This window comes from Dellaglioa sp. CoH-57-MRSF-21 (genome assembly GCF_056781915.1).
This window is the reverse complement of sequence record NZ_JBXAXU010000001.1, coordinates 16,786-36,837: the sequence shown is the minus strand read 5'-3', so window position 1 is coordinate 36,837 and position 20,052 is coordinate 16,786. Positions and strand designations below refer to the sequence as shown.

General features: G+C 34.0%; 18 protein-coding genes and 1 pseudogene. 17 read left to right on the top strand and 2 right to left on the bottom strand.

Translation table 11 applies throughout. The annotated features are described in order from the left end of the window. The first annotated feature begins 34 nt into the window (after positions 1 to 34). The 7 genes from AC1RPQ_RS00165 to AC1RPQ_RS00135 all read left to right on the top strand — a co-directional run bounded on the left by AC1RPQ_RS00165 (position 35) and on the right by AC1RPQ_RS00135 (position 8,876). Positions 35 to 1,147 carry an aminotransferase gene (locus AC1RPQ_RS00165; RefSeq protein WP_481761109.1) on the top strand — a complete coding sequence of 371 codons (1,113 nt, stop codon included), beginning with the start codon at positions 35 to 37 and terminating at the stop codon, positions 1,145 to 1,147. Positions 1,148 to 1,409: 262 nt separating this feature from the next. After that, the gene (locus AC1RPQ_RS00160; protein WP_481761110.1) at positions 1,410 to 2,972 is read left to right on the top strand and encodes a YfcC family protein; all 1,563 of its coding nucleotides are present in this window, start codon (positions 1,410 to 1,412) and stop codon (positions 2,970 to 2,972) included. 220 nt (positions 2,973 to 3,192) lie between these two features. Continuing rightward, positions 3,193 to 4,428: an arginine deiminase gene (gene arcA / locus AC1RPQ_RS00155; protein WP_409021880.1), complete on the top strand. Its 1,236-nt coding sequence runs from the start codon at positions 3,193 to 3,195 to the stop codon at positions 4,426 to 4,428. A gap of 24 nt (positions 4,429 to 4,452) precedes the next feature. After that, entirely contained in the window at positions 4,453 to 5,469 is a 1,017-nt protein-coding gene (gene argF / locus AC1RPQ_RS00150) for an ornithine carbamoyltransferase (protein ID WP_481761111.1), read from the top strand. 153 nt (positions 5,470 to 5,622) lie between these two features. Then, positions 5,623 to 7,047 carry an arginine-ornithine antiporter gene (gene arcD, locus AC1RPQ_RS00145; RefSeq protein WP_481761112.1) on the top strand — a complete coding sequence of 475 codons (1,425 nt, stop codon included), beginning with the start codon at positions 5,623 to 5,625 and terminating at the stop codon, positions 7,045 to 7,047. A gap of 28 nt (positions 7,048 to 7,075) precedes the next feature. Continuing rightward, positions 7,076 to 8,020 (top strand): carbamate kinase, encoded by a 945-nt coding sequence (gene arcC / locus AC1RPQ_RS00140; RefSeq protein WP_409021884.1) that lies wholly within the window; start codon positions 7,076 to 7,078, stop codon positions 8,018 to 8,020. Between the two features lie 127 nt (positions 8,021 to 8,147). Then, positions 8,148 to 8,876 (top strand): Crp/Fnr family transcriptional regulator, encoded by a 729-nt coding sequence (locus tag AC1RPQ_RS00135; protein WP_481761113.1) that lies wholly within the window; start codon positions 8,148 to 8,150, stop codon positions 8,874 to 8,876. A 62-nt stretch (positions 8,877 to 8,938) separates the two neighbouring features. Here AC1RPQ_RS00135 and AC1RPQ_RS00130 read toward each other — a convergent pair whose 3' ends face one another. Continuing rightward, a complete protein-coding gene (locus tag AC1RPQ_RS00130) occupies positions 8,939 to 9,949 on the bottom strand; it encodes a YeiH family protein (RefSeq protein WP_481761114.1) in 1,011 nt (336 codons plus the stop codon). 84 nt (positions 9,950 to 10,033) lie between these two features. On the opposite strand from AC1RPQ_RS00130, the gene AC1RPQ_RS00125 reads away from it, so the two are divergent. The 6 genes and pseudogenes from AC1RPQ_RS00125 to AC1RPQ_RS00100 all read left to right on the top strand — a co-directional run bounded on the left by AC1RPQ_RS00125 (position 10,034) and on the right by AC1RPQ_RS00100 (position 14,659). Next, positions 10,034 to 10,873 (top strand): LysR substrate-binding domain-containing protein, encoded by an 840-nt coding sequence (locus tag AC1RPQ_RS00125; protein ID WP_481761115.1) that lies wholly within the window; start codon positions 10,034 to 10,036, stop codon positions 10,871 to 10,873. Positions 10,874 to 10,978: 105 nt separating this feature from the next. Further along, a pseudogene (locus tag AC1RPQ_RS00120) lies at positions 10,979 to 11,941 on the top strand (ring-cleaving dioxygenase). A 2-nt stretch (positions 11,942 to 11,943) separates the two neighbouring features. Next, positions 11,944 to 12,576, top strand: a complete 633-nt coding sequence (locus tag AC1RPQ_RS00115) for an alpha/beta hydrolase (protein ID WP_481761116.1) — start codon at positions 11,944 to 11,946, stop codon at positions 12,574 to 12,576. Between the two features lie 6 nt (positions 12,577 to 12,582). Beyond that, on the top strand, positions 12,583 to 13,200 hold the full coding sequence (locus AC1RPQ_RS00110; protein WP_481761117.1) for a flavin reductase family protein: 618 nt from the start codon (positions 12,583 to 12,585) through the stop codon (positions 13,198 to 13,200). Between the two features lie 151 nt (positions 13,201 to 13,351). After that, a complete protein-coding gene (locus AC1RPQ_RS00105) occupies positions 13,352 to 14,431 on the top strand; it encodes a lactate oxidase (protein WP_481761118.1) in 1,080 nt (359 codons plus the stop codon). A gap of 24 nt (positions 14,432 to 14,455) precedes the next feature. After that, positions 14,456 to 14,659, top strand: coding sequence for a hypothetical protein (locus AC1RPQ_RS00100; RefSeq protein WP_481761119.1), 204 nt, complete (start codon positions 14,456 to 14,458; stop codon positions 14,657 to 14,659). Positions 14,660 to 14,999: 340 nt separating this feature from the next. On the opposite strand, the gene AC1RPQ_RS00095 is transcribed toward AC1RPQ_RS00100, so the two are convergent. Continuing rightward, positions 15,000 to 15,476, bottom strand: coding sequence for a nucleoside 2-deoxyribosyltransferase (locus AC1RPQ_RS00095; protein ID WP_481761120.1), 477 nt, complete (start codon positions 15,474 to 15,476; stop codon positions 15,000 to 15,002). Positions 15,477 to 15,808: 332 nt separating this feature from the next. Between AC1RPQ_RS00095 and AC1RPQ_RS00090 the strand changes: the two genes are divergently transcribed. The 4 genes from AC1RPQ_RS00090 (at position 15,809) to AC1RPQ_RS00075 (ending at position 20,036) form a co-directional block, all read left to right on the top strand. Then, complete coding sequence (locus AC1RPQ_RS00090; protein ID WP_481761121.1) at positions 15,809 to 16,837, top strand: galactose-1-epimerase; 1,029 nt, start codon at positions 15,809 to 15,811, stop codon at positions 16,835 to 16,837. 132 nt (positions 16,838 to 16,969) lie between these two features. Further along, the gene (locus AC1RPQ_RS00085; RefSeq protein ID WP_481761122.1) at positions 16,970 to 17,599 is read left to right on the top strand and encodes an SDR family oxidoreductase; all 630 of its coding nucleotides are present in this window, start codon (positions 16,970 to 16,972) and stop codon (positions 17,597 to 17,599) included. Between the two features lie 741 nt (positions 17,600 to 18,340). Then, a complete protein-coding gene (locus AC1RPQ_RS00080; protein WP_481761123.1) occupies positions 18,341 to 18,916 on the top strand; it encodes a WxL domain-containing protein in 576 nt (191 codons plus the stop codon). A 67-nt stretch (positions 18,917 to 18,983) separates the two neighbouring features. Next, positions 18,984 to 20,036, top strand: a complete 1,053-nt coding sequence (locus tag AC1RPQ_RS00075) for a WxLIP family cell surface protein (protein ID WP_481761124.1) — start codon at positions 18,984 to 18,986, stop codon at positions 20,034 to 20,036. Positions 20,037 to 20,052 lie beyond the last annotated feature (16 nt).

Sequence of the window (20,052 nt, the reverse complement as noted above, 5' to 3'; positions counted from 1 at the left end):
AAGACAAATAATATAGATTGGAGAATGATAACTTATGGAAATTGCAGGATTTGGCGTTGAAGAGTGGTTAAATGTCTATGAATCTAAAGCTACGTATGATATTGCACAAAGAACGGTTTCATCGATGACAATGAACGAATTATTAAATATTGGTCAAGAAAATGGTCAGGATTTTTATCGTGATTTAGATGCACAAAAGATGAATTATGGTTGGATTGAGGGGTCCCCAGCTTTTAAAGCAGAGGTTAGCAAACTTTATAAAGCGGTTTCGCCGGAACAAGTTTTACAAACTAATGGTGCAACAGGAGCAAATCAACTGGCACTATACGCGTTGATTGAACCTGGTGATCATGTGATTTCTATGTATCCTAGTTATCAGCAACTCTATGATATTCCTAAATCATTAGGAGCTGAAGTCGATTTTTGGAATATTTCTGAAAAAAATCAATGGATGCCTGATTTGGATGAATTACGAGCAATTATTCGACCAGATACTAAAATGATTTGTTTAAATAATGCGAATAACCCAACGGGAACAGTAATTGAAACTAAACTAATGACTGAAATCGTTAAAATTGCAAAAGAAGTCGGCGCATATGTATTAGTTGATGAGGTCTATTTACCTTTAGATGATACAACGGACGTAAGTTCAATTGTTGATTTATATGACAAAGGTATTGCGACGAATAGTTTATCAAAAACCTATTCAACTCCCGGTATTAGAATCGGTTGGACGGTTGCTAGTCCAGCTGTTACAGATATTTTTAGAAAATACCGTGATTATACGATGATTTGTGCAGGTGTATTTAATGACCAAATGGCTGTTCATATTTTAAAAAATAAAGAATTAGTATTGGATAGAAATCGACAAATTGTGAAACGAAATTTAAAAATTTTAAGTGATTGGGTGGAAAATGAGCCAGCAGTTAGCTTAGTAGTGCCAAAATCTGTCTCGACTTCATTTATAAAATTTGAAACAATTGAAGATGATGAACAATTTTGTCAAAAATTATTAAAAGATTATGGGGTTTTATTAGTACCTGGAAGCCGATTTGGTGTGCCAGGACATGCAAGATTAGGTTACTGTGCTAAAGAATCCGTTTTAGTAGAAGGATTAAAACGCTTGTCACAAGCATTACATGAATAAGTTTAGTGCATCAAAGAGAGATAAAAAGTAGATTTACAAGTTACTTTTTATCTCTCTTTTTGTGGAAAGTAAAATTAGATGATAAATCAAAAAGTGTGAGCTGGTTCACACTTTTAATGTAACCGATTTCACACCAGAAACTGTAGACTGTTGATATACTCCAAGCGAAACGACCGGCAGAGGAGGGTGTCATGATAAAAATACAGTAAAAGGATAACGCCGCTATCTATTTGGTATAAAACAATTAAAGGAGGAAATTATAATGGATTCAACGACAACAATGGAAAAGGTACCTAAAAAGAAATTTAAGTTAAAAATGCCCGGCGCTTTTGTTATTTTATTTATATTAACGATTGTTGCAGTTATGGCAACATGGATTATTCCAGCGGGCTCTTACTCTAAATTATCTTATGATCAGGCAAGTACGGAATTAAAAATTACCGATGCGCATGGGAATGTAAAAAAAGTTCCTGCGACACAAAATCAATTGGATAAACTTCATGTCAAAATTGATATTAAACAATTTACATCAGGTGGTATTACGGCAGCAGTATCAATACCTAATACATATCAGCGATTGAAGCAAAATCCGGCAGGACCAGCTGATATCACAAATAGTATGGTTAACGGGACAATTGAAGCCGTAGATATTATGGTCTTTATTTTAGTCCTGGGTGGTTTAATTGGTGTTGTTAAAGTCAGCGGCGCGTTTGAATCAGGTTTAATTGCGCTAACTAAGAAAACCAAAGGTCATGAATTTTTATCAATTTTCTTTGTTTCAATTTTAATGGTTTTAGGCGGAACTCTTTGCGGGATTGAAGAAGAGGCAGTGGCCTTCTATCCAATATTGGTACCAGTATTTATCGCGATGGGCTATGATTCGATAGTCTGCGTGGGGGCAATTTTCTTATCCAGTTCTATTGGGACCACATTCTCTACGATTAATCCGTTCTCAGTTGTTATTGCGTCAAATGCAGCCGGAATTGATTTTACGCAAGGTATGATTTGGCGGATTGTTGGTTTGATTGTCGGGTCTATTTTCTTAATTATTTATTTAGGACGTTATAGTAAAAAGGTTAAGGATGATCCAACAGCTTCAATTACTTATGAAGATAGTAAAGACTTTAATCGATTATGGTCAGTATCTTCAGGTGAAGGTGGTAATAAATCAGTTTTCACTATTCGTAAGAAAATTATTCTATTATTATTTGTTGTGACATTCCCAATCATGGTTTGGGGCGTTATGGCAAAAGGTTGGTGGTTCCCAACGATGGCATCTTCATTCTTGGTATTTGCTATCGCCATTATGTTCTTAACAGGTACAGGTCGAGATGGTCTAGGTGAAAAGGGTGTCATTGATGCTTTTGTCAGTGGTGCATCTAGTTTAGTTGGGGTGTCATTTATTATTGGACTTGCCAGAGGGATAAATATCGTGTTAAATCAAGGATTGATTTCAGATACCATTCTTCAATATGCGTCATCTTTAGTTGTTGGCGTAAGTGGACCAATTTTCATAATTATCATGATGGTTATTTTCTTCTTCCTTGGATTTATCGTACCTTCTTCATCCGGATTAGCCGTTTTAGCAATGCCAATATTTGCGCCATTAGCTGATTCTGCAGATATTCCAAGATTTATTGTCGTTTCTGCTTATCAATTTGGACAGTATGCAATGCTTTTCTTAGCACCAACAGGGTTAGTTATGGCAACACTTCAAATGTTAAATATCAGATATTCGCACTGGGTAAAATTCGTTTGGCCCGTCGTTGTCTTTGTTCTATTATTTGGTGGTGCACTCTTAGTATTACAAGTCTTAATTTATTAAAGTAAGAATTATCATAAAAATAATGTACTTTTAATGTTTCTCATTTAATAATTTTAAAAACACGGTAGTGGAAGCGTTTTATAAATGTAATATACGATATTGAACCGTAAGAATCCTCATAATGAGAAATAGTTCACATTATAGGTGTAAGCGTTTACTAATATAGGCTAATTATTCCTGTTATGCTATGCATGTAATAAATATATGGGAGGTAATCATTATGACAAGTCCAGTACACGTAACATCAGAAATCGGAACTCTTAAAACAGTTTTGTTAAAGAGACCCGGTAAAGAAGTTGAAAACTTAACACCAGATATCATGGGTCGTCTTTTATTTGACGATATTCCATACTTACCTGAAATTCAAAGAGAACATGATTTTTTCGCAAAAACATTGCAAGACAATGGCGTTGAAACAATTTATCTTGAAACATTGGCTGCAGAAGCTTTAGATGCAGGAAATGTAAAAGAAGAATTCTTGGAAAAAATGTTAGATGAATCAGGTTTAGTTTCTAGCACACTCCATGCTGCATTGAAAGAATATTTACTTTCAATGGAAACACAAGATATGGTTGATAAAATTATGGCTGGCGTTAGAACAAATGAAATCGATTACAAGTCAAATGCTTTAGTTGATTTAAGTTCTTCTGAAGACTATCCATTCTTTATGGATCCAATGCCTAACCTTTACTTTACACGTGACCCAGCAGCATCAATGGGTGATGGTTTAACAATTAACCGTATGACATTCGCTGCACGTCGTCGCGAATCATTATTTATGGAATACATTATGGAATACCATCCACGTTTTGCTAATAAAGGCGTAAACGTATGGCGTAGTCGTAACCATCTCGACCGTATGGAAGGTGGAGACGAATTAATTTTAAACGACCACGTTCTTGCAATTGGTATTTCGCAACGTACTTCAGCTCGTTCAATCGAAGAATTAGCACAAGTATTATTTGCAAAACACAGTGGCTTTGATAAGATTCTAGCAATTAAAATCCCTAATAACCGTGCAATGATGCATTTGGATACAGTGTTCACAATGATTGATTACGATAAATTTACAATTCATCCAGGAATCCAAGATAATGGCGGAAACGTTGATACATTTATCTTAGAACCAGGTAAAGATAACCACATTAACATTTCACATCGTACAGACTTACAAAATGTCTTACGTGAAGTCTTAAAAGTACCAGAACTTATCTTAATTCCAGTTGGTAACGGCGATGCAGTAGTTGCACCTCGTGAACAATGGAATGATGGTTCAAATACATTGGCAATCGCTCCTAATACAGTTGTAACTTATAATCGTAACTACGTTTCAAATGAAGTCCTAAGAAGTTATGGAATTAAAGTTATTGAAGTTATTTCAGCCGAATTATCACGAGGTCGTGGTGGTCCACGTTGTATGAGTATGCCTATCGTTCGTGAAGACTTAAAAAAATAAAATTTAAAAAAGGTGGAAATTAATATGTCAAACACAGTCTTTCAAGGTCGCAGTCTTTTAGCAGAAAAAGATTTTACTCCAGAAGAATTAGAATATTTAATCGATTTCTCAATTCATTTAAAAGATTTGAAAAAACGTGGAATCCCTCATAAATATCTTCAAGGTAAGAATATTGCCTTACTTTTTGAAAAAAATTCAACAAGAACACGTGCTGCTTTCACAACAGCATCAGTTGATTTAGGTGCTCATCCTGAATTTCTTGGAAAAAATGATATTCAATTAGGTAAAAAAGAATCAGTTGAAGATACAGCTAAAGTATTAGGTAGTATGTTCGACGGTATTGAATTCCGTGGATTCAGCCAAGATGTTGTTGAAGGATTAGCTAAATTCTCAGGCGTTCCTGTATGGAATGGTTTAACTGATGAATGGCATCCAACACAAATGATTGCTGATTTTATGACTGTTAAAGAAAACTTTGGCAAATTAAAAGGCATCACATTAACATACGTTGGGGATGGCCGTAACAATATGGCTAACAGCCTTTTGGTAACTGGATCAATGTTAGGTGTAAATATTCATATCGTTGCACCTGACTCATTACAACCAACTGAAGAAGTTCAAAAATTTGCTGCTGAATTTGCTAAAAAATCAGGAAGCAAGAACATGATTACTTCAGACGTTGATAAAGGGGTTAAAGGTTCAGATATTCTTTACACAGATGTTTGGGTATCAATGGGTGAAGAAGATAAATTCGAAGAACGTATTAACACATTGAAACCATACCAATTAAACATGGACATGGTTAAAAAGACTGGTAATGAAAATATGATCATCATGCATTGTTTACCAGCATTCCATGGCATTGAAACTGAATATGGTAAAGAAATGTTCGAAAAATATGGTGTTAAAGAAATGGAAATTACTGACGAAGCATTCCGTAGTAAATATGCGCGTCAATTTGAAGAAGCAGAAAACAGAATGCATTCAATCAAAGCAATTATGGCTGCAACTGCAGGAAACTTATTCATTCCACGCGTTTAATAACATTATGATAGTTTGTTTTTAACGGTGAAAGTAACTTAACAGGGAAGTGTCTCTGCAAAAAAATAGGCTGTCATTAGGGGGACTAATCTGGAGCAAGACTTTAGATTAGGTCCCTTTTTATTTTTAATAAAGAAAGTAGGCAGTTAAATTATGGACGAAAAACATACAGTTAAAAAAATTAGTTTAATGGCGCTAGTCGCGTTAGTTATTAGTTCTTCTATTGGTGGTGGGGTCTTCGGACTAACCTCTGATTTAGCCAATGCATCTTCACCCGGTCCTGCTCTAATTGGTTGGGTAATTGTCGGAATTGGTATTTTGATGTTATCTCTTTCATTGAATAACTTATTAAATAAAGAACCAGATTTAGAAGGTATTTTTACTTATGCAGAAAAAGGATTTGGACCATTCGCTGGATTCATCAGTGGTTGGGGTTACTGGTTATCTGCTTGGTTAGGAAACGTTGCATTCGCTACAATCTTGATGAGTGCGGTTGGTTACTTTTTCCCTATCTTTAAATCAGGACAAAATCTACCTTCAATTTTAATTGCAAGTATCCTTTGCTGGGGATTAACATACTTTGTTAATCGCGGTATTGAAGGTGCAGCAGCAATCAATGCGATTGTTACGGTCTGCAAATTAATTCCAATTTTTGTATTTATTGTTGTTGCTATATTCTTATTCAAGATCGATATTTTTACAGCTAACTTCTGGGGCACAATGAGTCATAACTTCGTTGTTGGCGATGTCGCTTCACAAATTAAAAAATGTATGATGGTTATGATGTGGGTCTTTGTAGGTATCGAAGGGGCATCAATGTTGTCTTCTCGTGCAGAAAAGAAATCTGATGCAGGTAAGGCTACAATCATTGGCTTAATTAGTTTATTAGTCGTTTACGTTTTAGCTTCAATGTTACCATACGGTATTTTGACACAAGCACAATTAGCTTCAATTCATCAACCAGCAATGTTATATATTGCTGTTGAAATGGTTGGACCAGTTGGTGGTTACGTTATCGGTATTGGCTTAATTGTTTCAATTTTGGGTGCATGGTTATCATGGACAATGCTTCCAGCAGAAACAATGTTATTAATGGCCAAAAGTAAATTATTACCCGGTTACTTTGGTAAAGTTAATGATAAAAAAGCACCAACTTTTGCTTTAATCGTAACAGGCGGATTAGTACAATTATTCCTTTTCACGCTTTTATTCACAGATAAGGCTTATAATTTTGCTTATTCACTATGTACAGCTTCAATTATTGTTTGTTATATCTTAGTTGCGATGTATCAAGTTAAATACTCAATTCAACATATTGATGAAAAAGGCAATAAAGCACAATTAGTATATGGTTTAATTGCGCTATTATTCCAAGTTGCCGGGATTATTATGGCCGGTATCAGTTATTTATTACTCTGTTTAATCGCTTACATTCCAGGGATTTACTTCTATGGGAAAGCAAGAGTAGCACAAGGTGAAAAATTCTTATCAAAAGGCGAAATAGGTATAACCCTGGTTATAATTATTGGTGCTTGCATTGGTATTTGGTTAATTGCTTCAGGAAAAATGGTTGTTTAATAAATAAAAAAATGAGGAGTCGATTAATATGTCAAGAAAAATTGTTATTGCTTTAGGTGGAAATGCTATTTTATCAAAGGATGCTAGTGCTGAGGCACAACAAAAAGCATTGCGAGAAACAGCTGAATATCTTGTTAAATTTGTTGAAAAAGGGGATAAATTAATTATCTCTCATGGTAATGGTCCACAAGTTGGGAACTTATTACTTCAACAAGCAGCTGCAGTTTCTGAAAAGAACCCAGCCTTACCATTAGATACTTGTGTTGCAATGACACAAGGAAGTATTGGTTATTGGATGCAAAATGCATTGGATAATGCATTGGTTGAAAAAGGAATCAATAAAGAAGTTGCAACTATTGTGACACAAGTTATCGTTGATCAAAATGATGCTGCATTTAGTAACCCAACTAAACCAGTTGGTCCATTCTATTCAGAAACAGCTGCTAAAGCAGAAATGGCTGCACATGAAGAGATGACATTTGTTGAAGATGCTGGTCGTGGATGGCGTCGTGTTGTTCCTTCACCACGTCCAACTGGGATTAAAGAATACAAAACAATCGATCAATTAACAGAAAATGGTGTTATTTCAATTTCTGTTGGTGGCGGTGGTGTTCCTGTTGTTGAAGAAAACGGTAAATTACATGGCGTAGAAGCTGTTATTGATAAAGATTTCGCTTCAGAAAAATTAGCTGAATTGGTAGATGCTGATTTACTTATTATTTTGACGAGTGTTGATAATGTTTATGTTAACTTCAATAAACCTAATCAAGAAAAATTAGAACAGGTAACTGTTTCTGAATTAAAAGAATATATCAAAGAAGATCAATTCGCTAAAGGTAGTATGTTACCTAAGATTGAAGCTGCGATTGAATTCGTTGAAGCAAGTAAAAAGGGTCGCGCAATTGTGACATCTTTAGAAAACATCAGTCAATTATTAGATAATGATGCTGGGACAGTTATCGTAAAAGGTTAATAAAAAGCGATAGTTAAGCTGAACTAGCTAACAAAGTTGTAAGGTAAATTGTGGCCAAGGAATATCCATGTTAAAATGATAAAGGAGAGAGTTTAGGGAGTTAGTAATTAGTGGAGGGGATCAAACAATGCAAAAAATTAAAGCAGTACCCCAATATATGCAGTATTTAAGAAAATTATCAGATTTTGAAGCACTTACTGATGAAGAAGCCAATTTACTAATGAACAACATGAGTATCAAATCGTTCCAAAAAGGTCAGGTTCTTTTTGACGAAAATGATCAACGTACACGTTTTTATTTTTTAATAGAAGGCGTAATACGGGTTGAACGATTTGATATTGATGGCGACTTTGGATTTTATTCATATATCAAAAATGACTTAGGATTTCCGTATCGAGGCTTACTAAGTGATAAAAATTACCCTTATTTAGCGAGAGCCATGACGGATATACAAATCGTCTATTTCCCAATGGCCTTAGTTGAACGGATATTGAAGCAAAATATTCTGATGGCTACTCGATCAATAAGGGAGATGTCAACAATTCTAAGCGCTACAGAGAATCAAGTGCAAAGAATGGTAACGTCTAGTGCTCATGATCGAATTGTACAAGCTATCAATATTTTAGCAGAACAATTAGGTGCTGATTTCACAGAAAAGCATGTCGTTATTCCTTATCGTGTCACGATTAAAGAGCTAGCGTTAGTTAGCGGGACTACTCGTGAAACAGCCGGACATGTGATTAAGTGCTTGGCTAAAAATAAGGAAATCATTTTTGAACGGCAGCAATTAACATTGTTGGAAGGTTGGTTTGCTGATCAGAGTTTTGACCGGCAAGAACGCATCTTTAAATTATAATCTGAATAAAAAAATGATCATATGACTTTGGCATATTATGGCCAGGTCATATGATTATTTTTTTAAAATAAAATTGTAATTAAACCGATTGCTAATACTACTTGAACAAGCATAATACCACCAGCATAAAGTAATAAACGCTTGCCTTGACTAAATAGTGATTTTAAATTTAACCGAAGGCCAATAGCAGCTAAGGCGATTATTTCACACCATGTACTTAGAAAATGTGCAGTTTCACCAATTCGTGAAGGTAAAAAATGTAAACTATTAAGGACACAAAGTGTTAAAAATCCAATAACATACCAAGGAACTAAAGTTGATTTTTTTGTTGTTACTTGTGACGCTTTTTGGGTAGGTTGATTCTTGCTGTGTAAATAGCTAAAAATAGTAATAACAAATACTAAACAAATAATTCTTAATATTTTGAACAATGTAGCAGTTACGATGACATCCTGATTTAGCATAGTTGCACTTGCAACTACTTGCCCAACAGATTGCACAGTTCCACCAATTAAGACACCTCTGAAAACATTGTTACCACCCCAGAGGAGGGTTCCAATAATAGGTAATGTTAACATTAAAATGGTTCCCATTAGATTAACTAACGTAATTGAAATTCCAGTTTCTTCATTATCAGCATCAATAACTGGGGCAATTGCACCAATGGCTGATGAACCACAGACAGCATTTCCACCGGCCATTAATAAGTAAGTACCTTCACCAAAGGCTAATTTTTTACCTAGCCAAATTGCAAAAATAATTGTGATACTCATTTGAAGAAAAGTAAAAAGTAAGCCATTTAAACCAATTTCTTTAATACTTTGAAATGTGATAGTCGCACCTAACAAAAGAACTGAGTATTCTAATAAACGTTTCTCAGAAAATTTAGTTCCGGCCGTTAGTGTGGGTTGATGTAGAACAGTATTACCTAAAATGATTCCAATGAATAAAGCAATAGTTGCACCACCTAACATGGGCAACCAAAGTTTAGCAATAAAATAGCTGGCAAGCCCAATTAGTAAGGCAACGATAAATCCTGGTAGTAAGTTAGTTATTTTTTTCAATATGATCATCCTCTCTAAACAATACTTTAACTATAGCTGATTTCTTTTAATTAATAAAATAAATCTTTATAATAAGTACTATTAATAAAACGAATGGAAGTGGTTAATATTTTTAAAAATTTAGAAATTTTTAAATCAGTTTATGAAACAAGGAACTTTACTACTAGTGCGCAACTACTATTTTTATCACAACCAACGATTTCAGTTCAAATTAAGCAATTGGAAGAAACATTAGGTGTTATGTTATTTGAAAGAAATGGCCGACAACAAATTGTACCTACCGAGAGTGGAACGCTACTTTACCAGCAAACACAGCAATTACTAGATTTATGGCAGCAAGATTTATTTGCCTTAAAACATCAAAAAACTGATCAGAAAATTGCCTGTAAAATAGCTGCCTCACACACCACTGCAGCATACTTACTACCTGACCTGTTACGCAAAAATAAGGAATCTCTAAAACGATTAGAATTAGAAGTTAGCGTTCTTAATTCATCACAAATTATGGAACAATTAAAGCAACATAAGTTAGATTTTGGATTTATTGAAAAACCGTTGACTGAGAAGAATATTAAACGTTACTCGTTGACGACTGATCAATTAGTTTGGGCTGGTAATGAGGATGAGCCGTGGTTACTTAGAGAACATGGATCAGGTGTTTATCATTATTCAATTAACTACTTAAAAGCAAATAATTTAACGTTAGAGCACTTCATGACGATTAAAAGTAATTCATTAATTATTCAATTGCTCAGACAAGGTATAGGGCAATCAATTGTTTCACAGACTGCACTGACTGATTACCCAGAGATACCAGTCAAAGTACTATCAAAACAGTATCAGCGTGAATTCTACCTTGTTGGAAGAAACGAACTACCAAAGCCAATTCAAGAATTTGTAACTTGTTTAATAAATGAATCTTCTAAAGTATAGATTAAGGTTATCAGACTTAAGTATAAAATAATTAGGTTAAATAAATTGCTTACTTTTAGTAAGTGTGATAATTTAAGTTTATTAAATAAATTGGGGGTATCAATCATGAACACTAAATTATTAGGATTACATCATATTACAGCTATTACTTCAAGTTCACCAAAAATGTTTCATTTTATGACAGAAATATTAGGATTACATTTAATTAAAAAAACAGTAAATCAAGATGATGTTAGAACCTATCATCTATACTTTACGGATGATATGGGATCGGCAGGAACCGATATTACCTTTTTTGATTTTCCGGGTTTATTTCAAGGCACAAAAGGAAAAAATGGTATTTCGAGAATTGGATTTAGAGTTCCTAGCGATGATGCCCTAGATTTTTGGGCAGAACGATTTGACGATTATGATATTAAACATGATGAAATTGAAATGAATTTTGGCAGTAAAACAATGAATTTTTATGATTTTGATCATGAGCAATATCAATTAATTTCTGACGAACGTAATCATGGTGTGGAAGCTGGGACACCTTAATTATATAGTCCGGTTCCCAAGATGTTCGCAATTAATGGGTTAGGAACAACAATTATTACAGTGGATTATCCAGAACGTATGGATATTGTGTTAAGACAATTATTGGGATTTGATAAAATTGCCACAGAAAATCAACGTACATTATATGAATTGAACGATGGTGGACATGGCGCACAAATTATTATCGAAGAAGACCAAGATTTACCGAATGAGATTCAAGCATATGGAACAGTTCATCATATTGCTTTCAGGACAGAAGATGAAGAGTCATTAAACTATTGGATTGAACAAATACAAAGAGTTGGTATTCGTGATTCAGGTTTTGTTGACCGATTCTATTTTAAATCAGAGTATTTCCGTCCTGGTGAAGGTGTATTATTTGAAATTGCAACGGATGGTCCTGGATTCTTGCAAGATGAAACATATGAAGAAGCTGGTATTCACCTAGAGTTACCACCATTTTTAGAAGACCAACGTGCAGATATTGAAGCTCACTTAGTTAATTTCAATTCAGACAAGAAGTTATAGATATGGCAGAAGCAATTACATCTTATAAAGCTGGTAGGGTTGGCAATGCGACAATCTTAATGTTGCATGGAACTGGTGGAACGGAATCAGATTTACTATCAATTGCAGATTTTTTGGCTCCAGATAGTCCTAAAATTGGCATTCGTGGACGGTTAATAGAGAATGGTTTAACACGCTATTTTGCACATTTACCGGATGGTGATTTCGATTTAAATAGTTTATCTGTAGAGACAAATTGGTTAATGACTGTAATTAATGAGTTAGCTGTGAAGTACGCTTTTGATCCAGAAAAATTAATTGTCCTAGGTTATTCTAATGGGGCTAACGTTGCCTTCCATTCATTATTAACGGAACAGGCACTATTTAAAACAGCTGTTTTACTACATCCTATGGTGTTATCGGAAAATATTAAAGCGACTGTCGACTTAAGTGATATTAAAATTTGGGGTTCATATGGATTTTTAGATCCAATTGTTTCAAAATCAAATTTTGATGAACTAAAGAAGTTTTGTCGAGAATTTAATATTGAATTTACCAGTTTTGAGGCTGAACAATCACATCAAATTTCAGAATTAGAATTACGGAATGCTAAACAATGGTTAGATAAGACCAATAGATTAAAAATTGAGGAATAATATAAGATGATTTCATTTAATAGTAACGAATTATCGGCTAAAAATCAGTACAAATTAATGTCTGGTACATTAATTCCGAGACCCATAGCATGGGTTACTACTGTAAATGAGACGGGACTAATTAATTTAGCTCCGTTTAGTTTTTTTAGTGTTGTATCGGATACGTTGCCATTAATGTCGATATCAATTAATCGACGTAGAAATGGTGAAATGAAACACACCGCGGCTAATTTAGTTAGTTCGAAACAGGCTGTGGTCCAATTACCAACACGTGAATTAATGGAATTTGTTAATCAGAGCGCTGCTAGTTTTGGACTAGACGAGAGTGAAGTTTCCGAATTGAAATTAACAACGGTTCCTAGTAATAAGGTATTGGTGCCAGGGATTGATGGTGTTAAAGCGAGGTTTGAAGTTATATTGAACCAGTATGTTCCTATTATGGATGATGGTAAGATTATTACGGATTTATTTATTCTTGAAGTGGTTTGTTTTCACATAGAAGATGATGTTTTGGATAAAGAAAAAATGTATATTAATGCTAAAAAATTAGATCCAGTGGCGAGGCTGGCTGGACCAGAATACGCTAACTTAGGAGAGCAATATAAATTAATTCGACCAAAATAGTTAATATCAAATTAGTAATTCTTTGATTAGCCATTGTTGTATGGATTGAATAATTATATAGCCGTTATTGACATATAGTAAGTGTTATTGATGACAGTATTTATTATTAAGGGCTACACTACAAGTATAAATAGTATAGGGGGATACAATTATGGGATATCAAGCAAGTCAAGAAGAACATTCGATTGAAATCACCAATGTTCAATCATTAGAAAAATTAGTGGAAGCACGTATGGAAAAGGGTGCATTTGGGTATATTGCTGGTGGAGCTGAGGATGAATGGACGTTACGCGAAAATACAAGTGCATTTAATCATAAGCAAATTTCACCTCGAGTTTTACAAAATATCGAAAATCCGGATTTATCAACAACATTTATGGGTATTGATTTACAAATGCCAATGATAGCAGCTCCAGTTGCGGCACAGGGGCTAGCCCATGAACAAGGTGAAATTGATACTGCTAAGGGGATGGCCGCAGTTGGTTCAATTATGTCGCTTAGTACGTATTCAAATAAAACGATTTCAGAAACATATAATGGAGGAACTGGTGGACCTCAATTTTTCCAATTGTATATGAGTAAAGATGATAAATTTAATCATTTTTTATTAGATCAAGCCAAAGAAGTGGGGATGAAGGCTATCATATTAACAGCTGATTCAACACTAGGTGGTAATCGTGAAGCTGATAGTATTAATAAATTTATCTTCCCTCAACCAATGGCTAATTTAGCTGAATATGGTGAAGGTGAAGGACAAGGAATCGCAGCTATTTATGCTAATGCTAAACAAACATTGAGTTTAGCAGATATTAAGAGTATTTCTGATTATACTGACTTACCCGTTTTCGTTAAAGGTATTCAATCACCATTGGATGTTGATGCTATTATTGAAGCTGGAGCTAAAGGTATTTGGGTTTCAAATCATGGCGGTCGGCAACTAGATGGCGGACCTGCATCGTTTGATGTTCTTGAGTTAATTGCTAAGAAGGTCAATAAACGAGTGCCAATTGTCTTTGATAGTGGCGTTCGTCGTGGTTCACATATATTTAAAGCGCTTGCTAGTGGGGCGGATGTCGTTGCCATTGGCCGTCCAATGGTTTATGGGCTTCATTTGGGTGGTGCGAAAGGCGTTCAATCAGTCTTTGAACATTTAGCTAAGGAATTAACAATTGATATGCAATTAGCTGGAACAAAAACGGTTGATGATATAAAAAAAACGGAACTTATTTAAAGAAAACAATAAGGGGATACAATTATGCTAGTTATTAATTACATTCATGGAGAAGAATTACAAGCAACTTACAAAACAGCTGCTGCTTTTGTTGCGATGATGGAATTAGAAGTACCCGAATTTGAAGATTATTATGAAATTACTAAAGTGACAGAAGCTGGTAAAGAAATCGAATTATCGGATAAAACAATGGGCGGTTTATTTAACTTATTATTAGCACGAGGATAATTTTTATTGATGAAAACGGTTCATTGTTAACTATTGTTAAATAGTAACAATGATGTTAGGCATTTAAATAGTATTTAAGATACTAAAGTATGACCCAATTATATTTCTATTGGGTCATACTTTTTAATTTATAAGAAATACGTTTGTTATTGAACTAGCAAACATAATAAGTCGTTAGTTAATAAGTTCTTTCATATTATTAACTGTTTGGTGCTTCAATTTGTGAGAGAAAAAAATACAGTACTAGAAATATAAAAATAATATCTGTTACTGTATTTAAATCCGATTTAAAAGATTTATAGCATAGAGTATTTTTGTTTCACGTGAAACATTGGATCAATTAAAAAATTGATAAATCAACATACTTATTTTGTAAAACCTTAAAATCGTAGGTTGCTAAATTTTGGATATCTTCTAAACCATCAAACATTGCTGTATAACTTCCAGCAAGCATTAGATTTAAGGGAATACCTTTATTTTGGCGAACTAAAATAACAGGTTTGCGATTGGCATGAGCATAACCACATTCCCAAACAGTACCTGAGTCAGCTTCATCATTGTTTTCTTCCAATTGATAATCAAGAACTGCAACAACGATATCTGCTTGATCAATTTGGCGAATATCATTTTGGAAGGTAGCTGTTTGCCATTCAAATGTGCCGAAGTCCGCATCTGGATATTGAACGTTTCCTGGAAGATGAATTGCATCTGCGTTAATTGTTGGATTTTTACTTAGGAGATCGGCTACCAAATCTAATCGTTCTTTTTGTTCTGGAGTGAAAAAGGGTCCTGCAAGATAAACGCGTTTTTTTGTCATTGTAAACTCCTTTTATATTAATAATGTAAGTATACTAATAATTAAAAAATAAATCAATTAATAATTCGGCTATTAATCTTTTAATGATAAATAAACATAATATTCCATAAACATGATAACAAAAAACGAACTATACATTTGTATTTATTATAGTTATTCGCTTATAATGACGTTACATTTTAGAGAAATAACAGAAATAAAGGTTGGTTATGTCATTTTCAGTAAAATAAAGGTAATTATTCAATAAAAAAGTAAACGCTTTCTTGAATATCTAATTAAAATGGACTAGTATTAATAAGAATGGACAAATACAGTAAGCGGAGGAGATAAATATGCAAGTTAAAACAAAGGATTTTGGAAATGACTATGATTTAATAACGATTATAAATGATAATGGGTTTGAATTATCACTCACAGATTTAGGGGCTAGAATTGTTAGCCTCAAGGTACCCACAAGTACTGGAAAACGAGAAATTGTTCTTGGATTTGATTCAGCAAATGAATACTTAGAAAAAGATAGTTTTATTGGCGCTTCAATTGGTCGTGTTGCTGGACGTATTAAAGATGGTAAATTCAACATTAATGATCAAAGCTACCAAGTGCAAATTAACGAAGGTACAAATACATTGCATGGTGGTACGCCAGGATTTGATACTAAAAAGTGGACGTATAAAATAAGTGAAAACGAAAATGAAATAGCTGTTATTTTTCATTTAGATAGCCCAGAAGGCGAACATGGTTTCCCTGGAAACATGGCAATTGATGTAAAATATCTATTAAATAATGATAACATTTGGCATCTTGAAACGACTGCTAAAACGGATAAAGATACACTATATAATCCAACAAATCATGTTTACTTTAATGTTATGGGTGACGTCACAGAAACAATAGATGACAATTTATTACAAGTAGATAGCGATAAGTTTGCACCATTAGAACCCGATTCAATTCCAACAGGTAAAAAGATGTCTGTTGATGGAACGCCTTACGATTTCCGTCAAGCTAAGACATTACATGACGTTTTCACAAGTGATTTTGCTCAAAAAAATCAAGTTAATGGTATCGATCATCCCTTTTTCTTGAATAATCCTGCAGTTGGTAAAGAATCAGCAAAATTAGTTAGTCCAGATAAAGAAGTTTCTGTCTCAGTTTCAACTGATGCAACAAGTTTAGTTATCTTCACGGCTAACTTTGGTGAAGTAACGCCAATTATGCATGGTAAAAAATTAGCTAATCATGCAGCAATTACATTTGAAACACAATCAGCACCTGGATCTGAACAATTCCCTGAATTTGGTGATATTGTTTTACGTGTAGGCGATACGTACAAAACAGTTACAGAATTTAAATTAAATTAATTAGTAATCAACTGAGACAGTCATGGTAAAAATAGTGACTGTCTTTTTGTCGTTAACTTACGAGTGTAAGTCATACCATTTTAGTCGAGAAAGATGTAGACTTTAGTCAGGATAAAACGAAGGAGTGTATAAATGATGACAGAAATAAAAAGAGTATTAGTTGTTGGATCGAATGGTCGAATTGGCCAAAAAGTAACAAGTAAATTAGCTGATAAAGGTTACCAAGTCTTGGCGGGTTCAAGACATACAGATAATTTAGATAAAGGTAATATTACTTATGTCTATGTTGATTTGTTAGAAGGTATAGATAAATTAGTCAAGAATATGCAGGCTGTTGATGCCATATTATTTGTTGCTGGTTCTGGCGGCAAAGACTTAATGAAGATTGATCTAGATGGGGCAGTTAAAACGATGGAAGCAGCTGAAATAGCTCATGTTAAGCGTTTTGTAATGTTGAGTTCCGTTTACTCTTTGGATAGAGAAAAAATTGAAGTTTCATCATTAAGAGATTATATGACTGCTAAGTTTTATGCTGATAATTGGCTAATGAAGAATACGCAATTAGAATATACAATTCTTCAGCCAGGCACCTTAGTAGATGAGCCAGGTACTGGTAAAGTAACATTAAATGATGGTCAAGCGGGCTCTAACTCACTTGAAAACGTGGCAGACGTCTTAGTTTCAGTTATCGCACATGATAATACAATCGGAAAAGTAATTACGATGCATGATGGGGATACAGATATCAAAGATGTCCTGTAAATAATTAGAAATTTCGACACAAAAAAAGAGGTTTACTCAGTTAGTTACTTAACGGAGTAAACCTTTTTTATTTAGAATTATTTAGTTGACTCATTTACGATACCGCTATCTTTAGTTGGTGAAATAGCCCAGAGTGAATCGTAATTATATTTCCCTGTCGTATCAAAAATTGAAGTTGTAAAATCTAAAGTTAGTTTTGCATAATAATAAGATTTGTTAATTACAGAACTTGTTGTACCATCACTAAGACTTGATGAGGGTAAATCGAAAATCGTCTTATTAGAAGAGCTGAAATCAATTTCATTAGAAGTTGTTGGCTTTTCTTAAAAAGTAAGCGTACCGCCATTTGAGCTTGTTTGAACTAGGATAATCGAATCTTTTTAATAAGCGGACTTAAAGTATAATTGATAGTAACACTTAAATTCTAGTTAACTTAAAAAAAGGTTATTAATGACTAAAGGCTCTACCTTTAATGGTTATAAAGTGGGGGTAGGTAGGAATCATTCTATTTAAAAATTGATTGTACACTTTCAGTAAATGGTTTGAAAAAATTAAACCTAAAAAAATACTTGTAAATAACATGTAAACGCTATATTAATTGGCGTATATGGACTTAATCATAGAGTTTCTTCTGATAATATTACAGTTGAATCTTATGTAAATTATATGGTACTATTAGGTAAAGGTCAACGTCCCCTTTTCAAGCATTGGCTTAATCAATAAATGGGAGGAATTTATATTATGAAAAAGAATTTATTTTTAATTGCAGCATTAGTACTTGGTTCAACAGCAGTTGTTGGCTCAAGTGTTTCAGCGGATTCAACAGATGGTAAAGGTACAGCTAGTTTAAACATTGAAGCAGGTACTTTTACTCAAACGGGTGCACCATCGTTCAGTTTCACAACAAAACTAAATGAAGCATTAGTTACGACTGGTACAGATATTACATCAACTGGCGCAAAAGATGCTTCTCAAGCTTTAGATGTAGCCGATTACGTAGGTACAGATAGTGGTTGGAATGTTACTGCACAATTAGGTGTGATGGCTGATGCTGAAGTTAAGGTTAGCTCATTAGATCTTGCATCTGCTACAGTTAAAACAGACTCAGATGCTACAGCATCTGCTGCTACTTTAACACCAGCTGGTGCTGCAGCTCCTGTCGCGACAGCTACAACAGGCGCTGGTGCTACAACATTGTCATATGCTGACAATAGTGCAACATTAAAACTTGGTAAAAATACTAAAATTGCAACAACTTCAGCTGATTTAACATGGACTGCAACTCAAGGAAATGCTAGTGCAGCAGCTTTTAACTAAGCTAATTAAAACGTAACAGAAAAAAGACCGCCTAAGGCAGTCTTTTTTTTTAAGGAGAATCGAAATAATGAAATTAAGAAAAATAGTTTTAAGCTTTTTAGCTATCGCGATAGTCACACTTATTACTGTATCGACCAATGTCTATGCAAAGTCTAATAGTGCCGGGTTTACGGTAGCCAAAGTAACGCCTGCTAATCAATATCGAGAGGCAGCACAATTTGATATTAAAATGAACCCTAACTCAACACAGACATTGGCATTGAAAATTAAGAACTTAGAAAACGATACTAAAACGATTGTTGTGAGCCCTAATAGTTCATATACAAATACGAATGGACTAATTGTCTATGATAAGACAAATGTAAAAAAGCCAGCGACTGCTAAGTATCAATTTTCAGAACTTGTCTCAAAAAAACAAGATGTTGTGGTTGGACCTAAAAAAACAGCAACAGTTACGTTTACAGTGAAAACACCCGCTACGTCATTTTCCGGTATTATTTTAGGTGGCTTTAACGTACAAGAAAAAGTTATTAAGGAAAAGAATAAAGGAAAAGGTATTTCAATTACTAATCGATTTGCGTACGTTGTTCAAGCAGTCATTAGAGAATCTGAAACGGTCGATAATCCTAATCCCAAAATGACAATTGGCGATTCTAAAGTGGTATTGAACGCATTTAATAAAGTTTCACTACAAACAAATATGCAAAATGATGTACCCATTGTGATTGGACCAACAACAATTAAAGCAACTATTACAGAAGATAGTAGTAGTACTGTTTTATATGACAAAACAATTAAGGACGTTGATTTTGCACCCAACGCTAAATTTAGCTATGCATTAGACTTAACTAAAGCCAAGTTAATCGCTGGTAAATATGATGTCCATTATACCGTTACCGGAAATAATAAATCTTGGAAAGCAACGAATTCATTTACAATTACTAAAGCCAATATTAAACAGATTAAATCAGATAATAAGGCAGCAGAGCCTCATATATCTTGGTTATTGTGGTTAATTATTGGTATTATTGCTTTATTAATTTTATTAGTTTTATTCTTACTTTTTATTATTTTAAAAAGAAGAAAAAAAGATAAGGAAGAATCACTAGAAAATAAGTAATCAAAATGAATGGTAA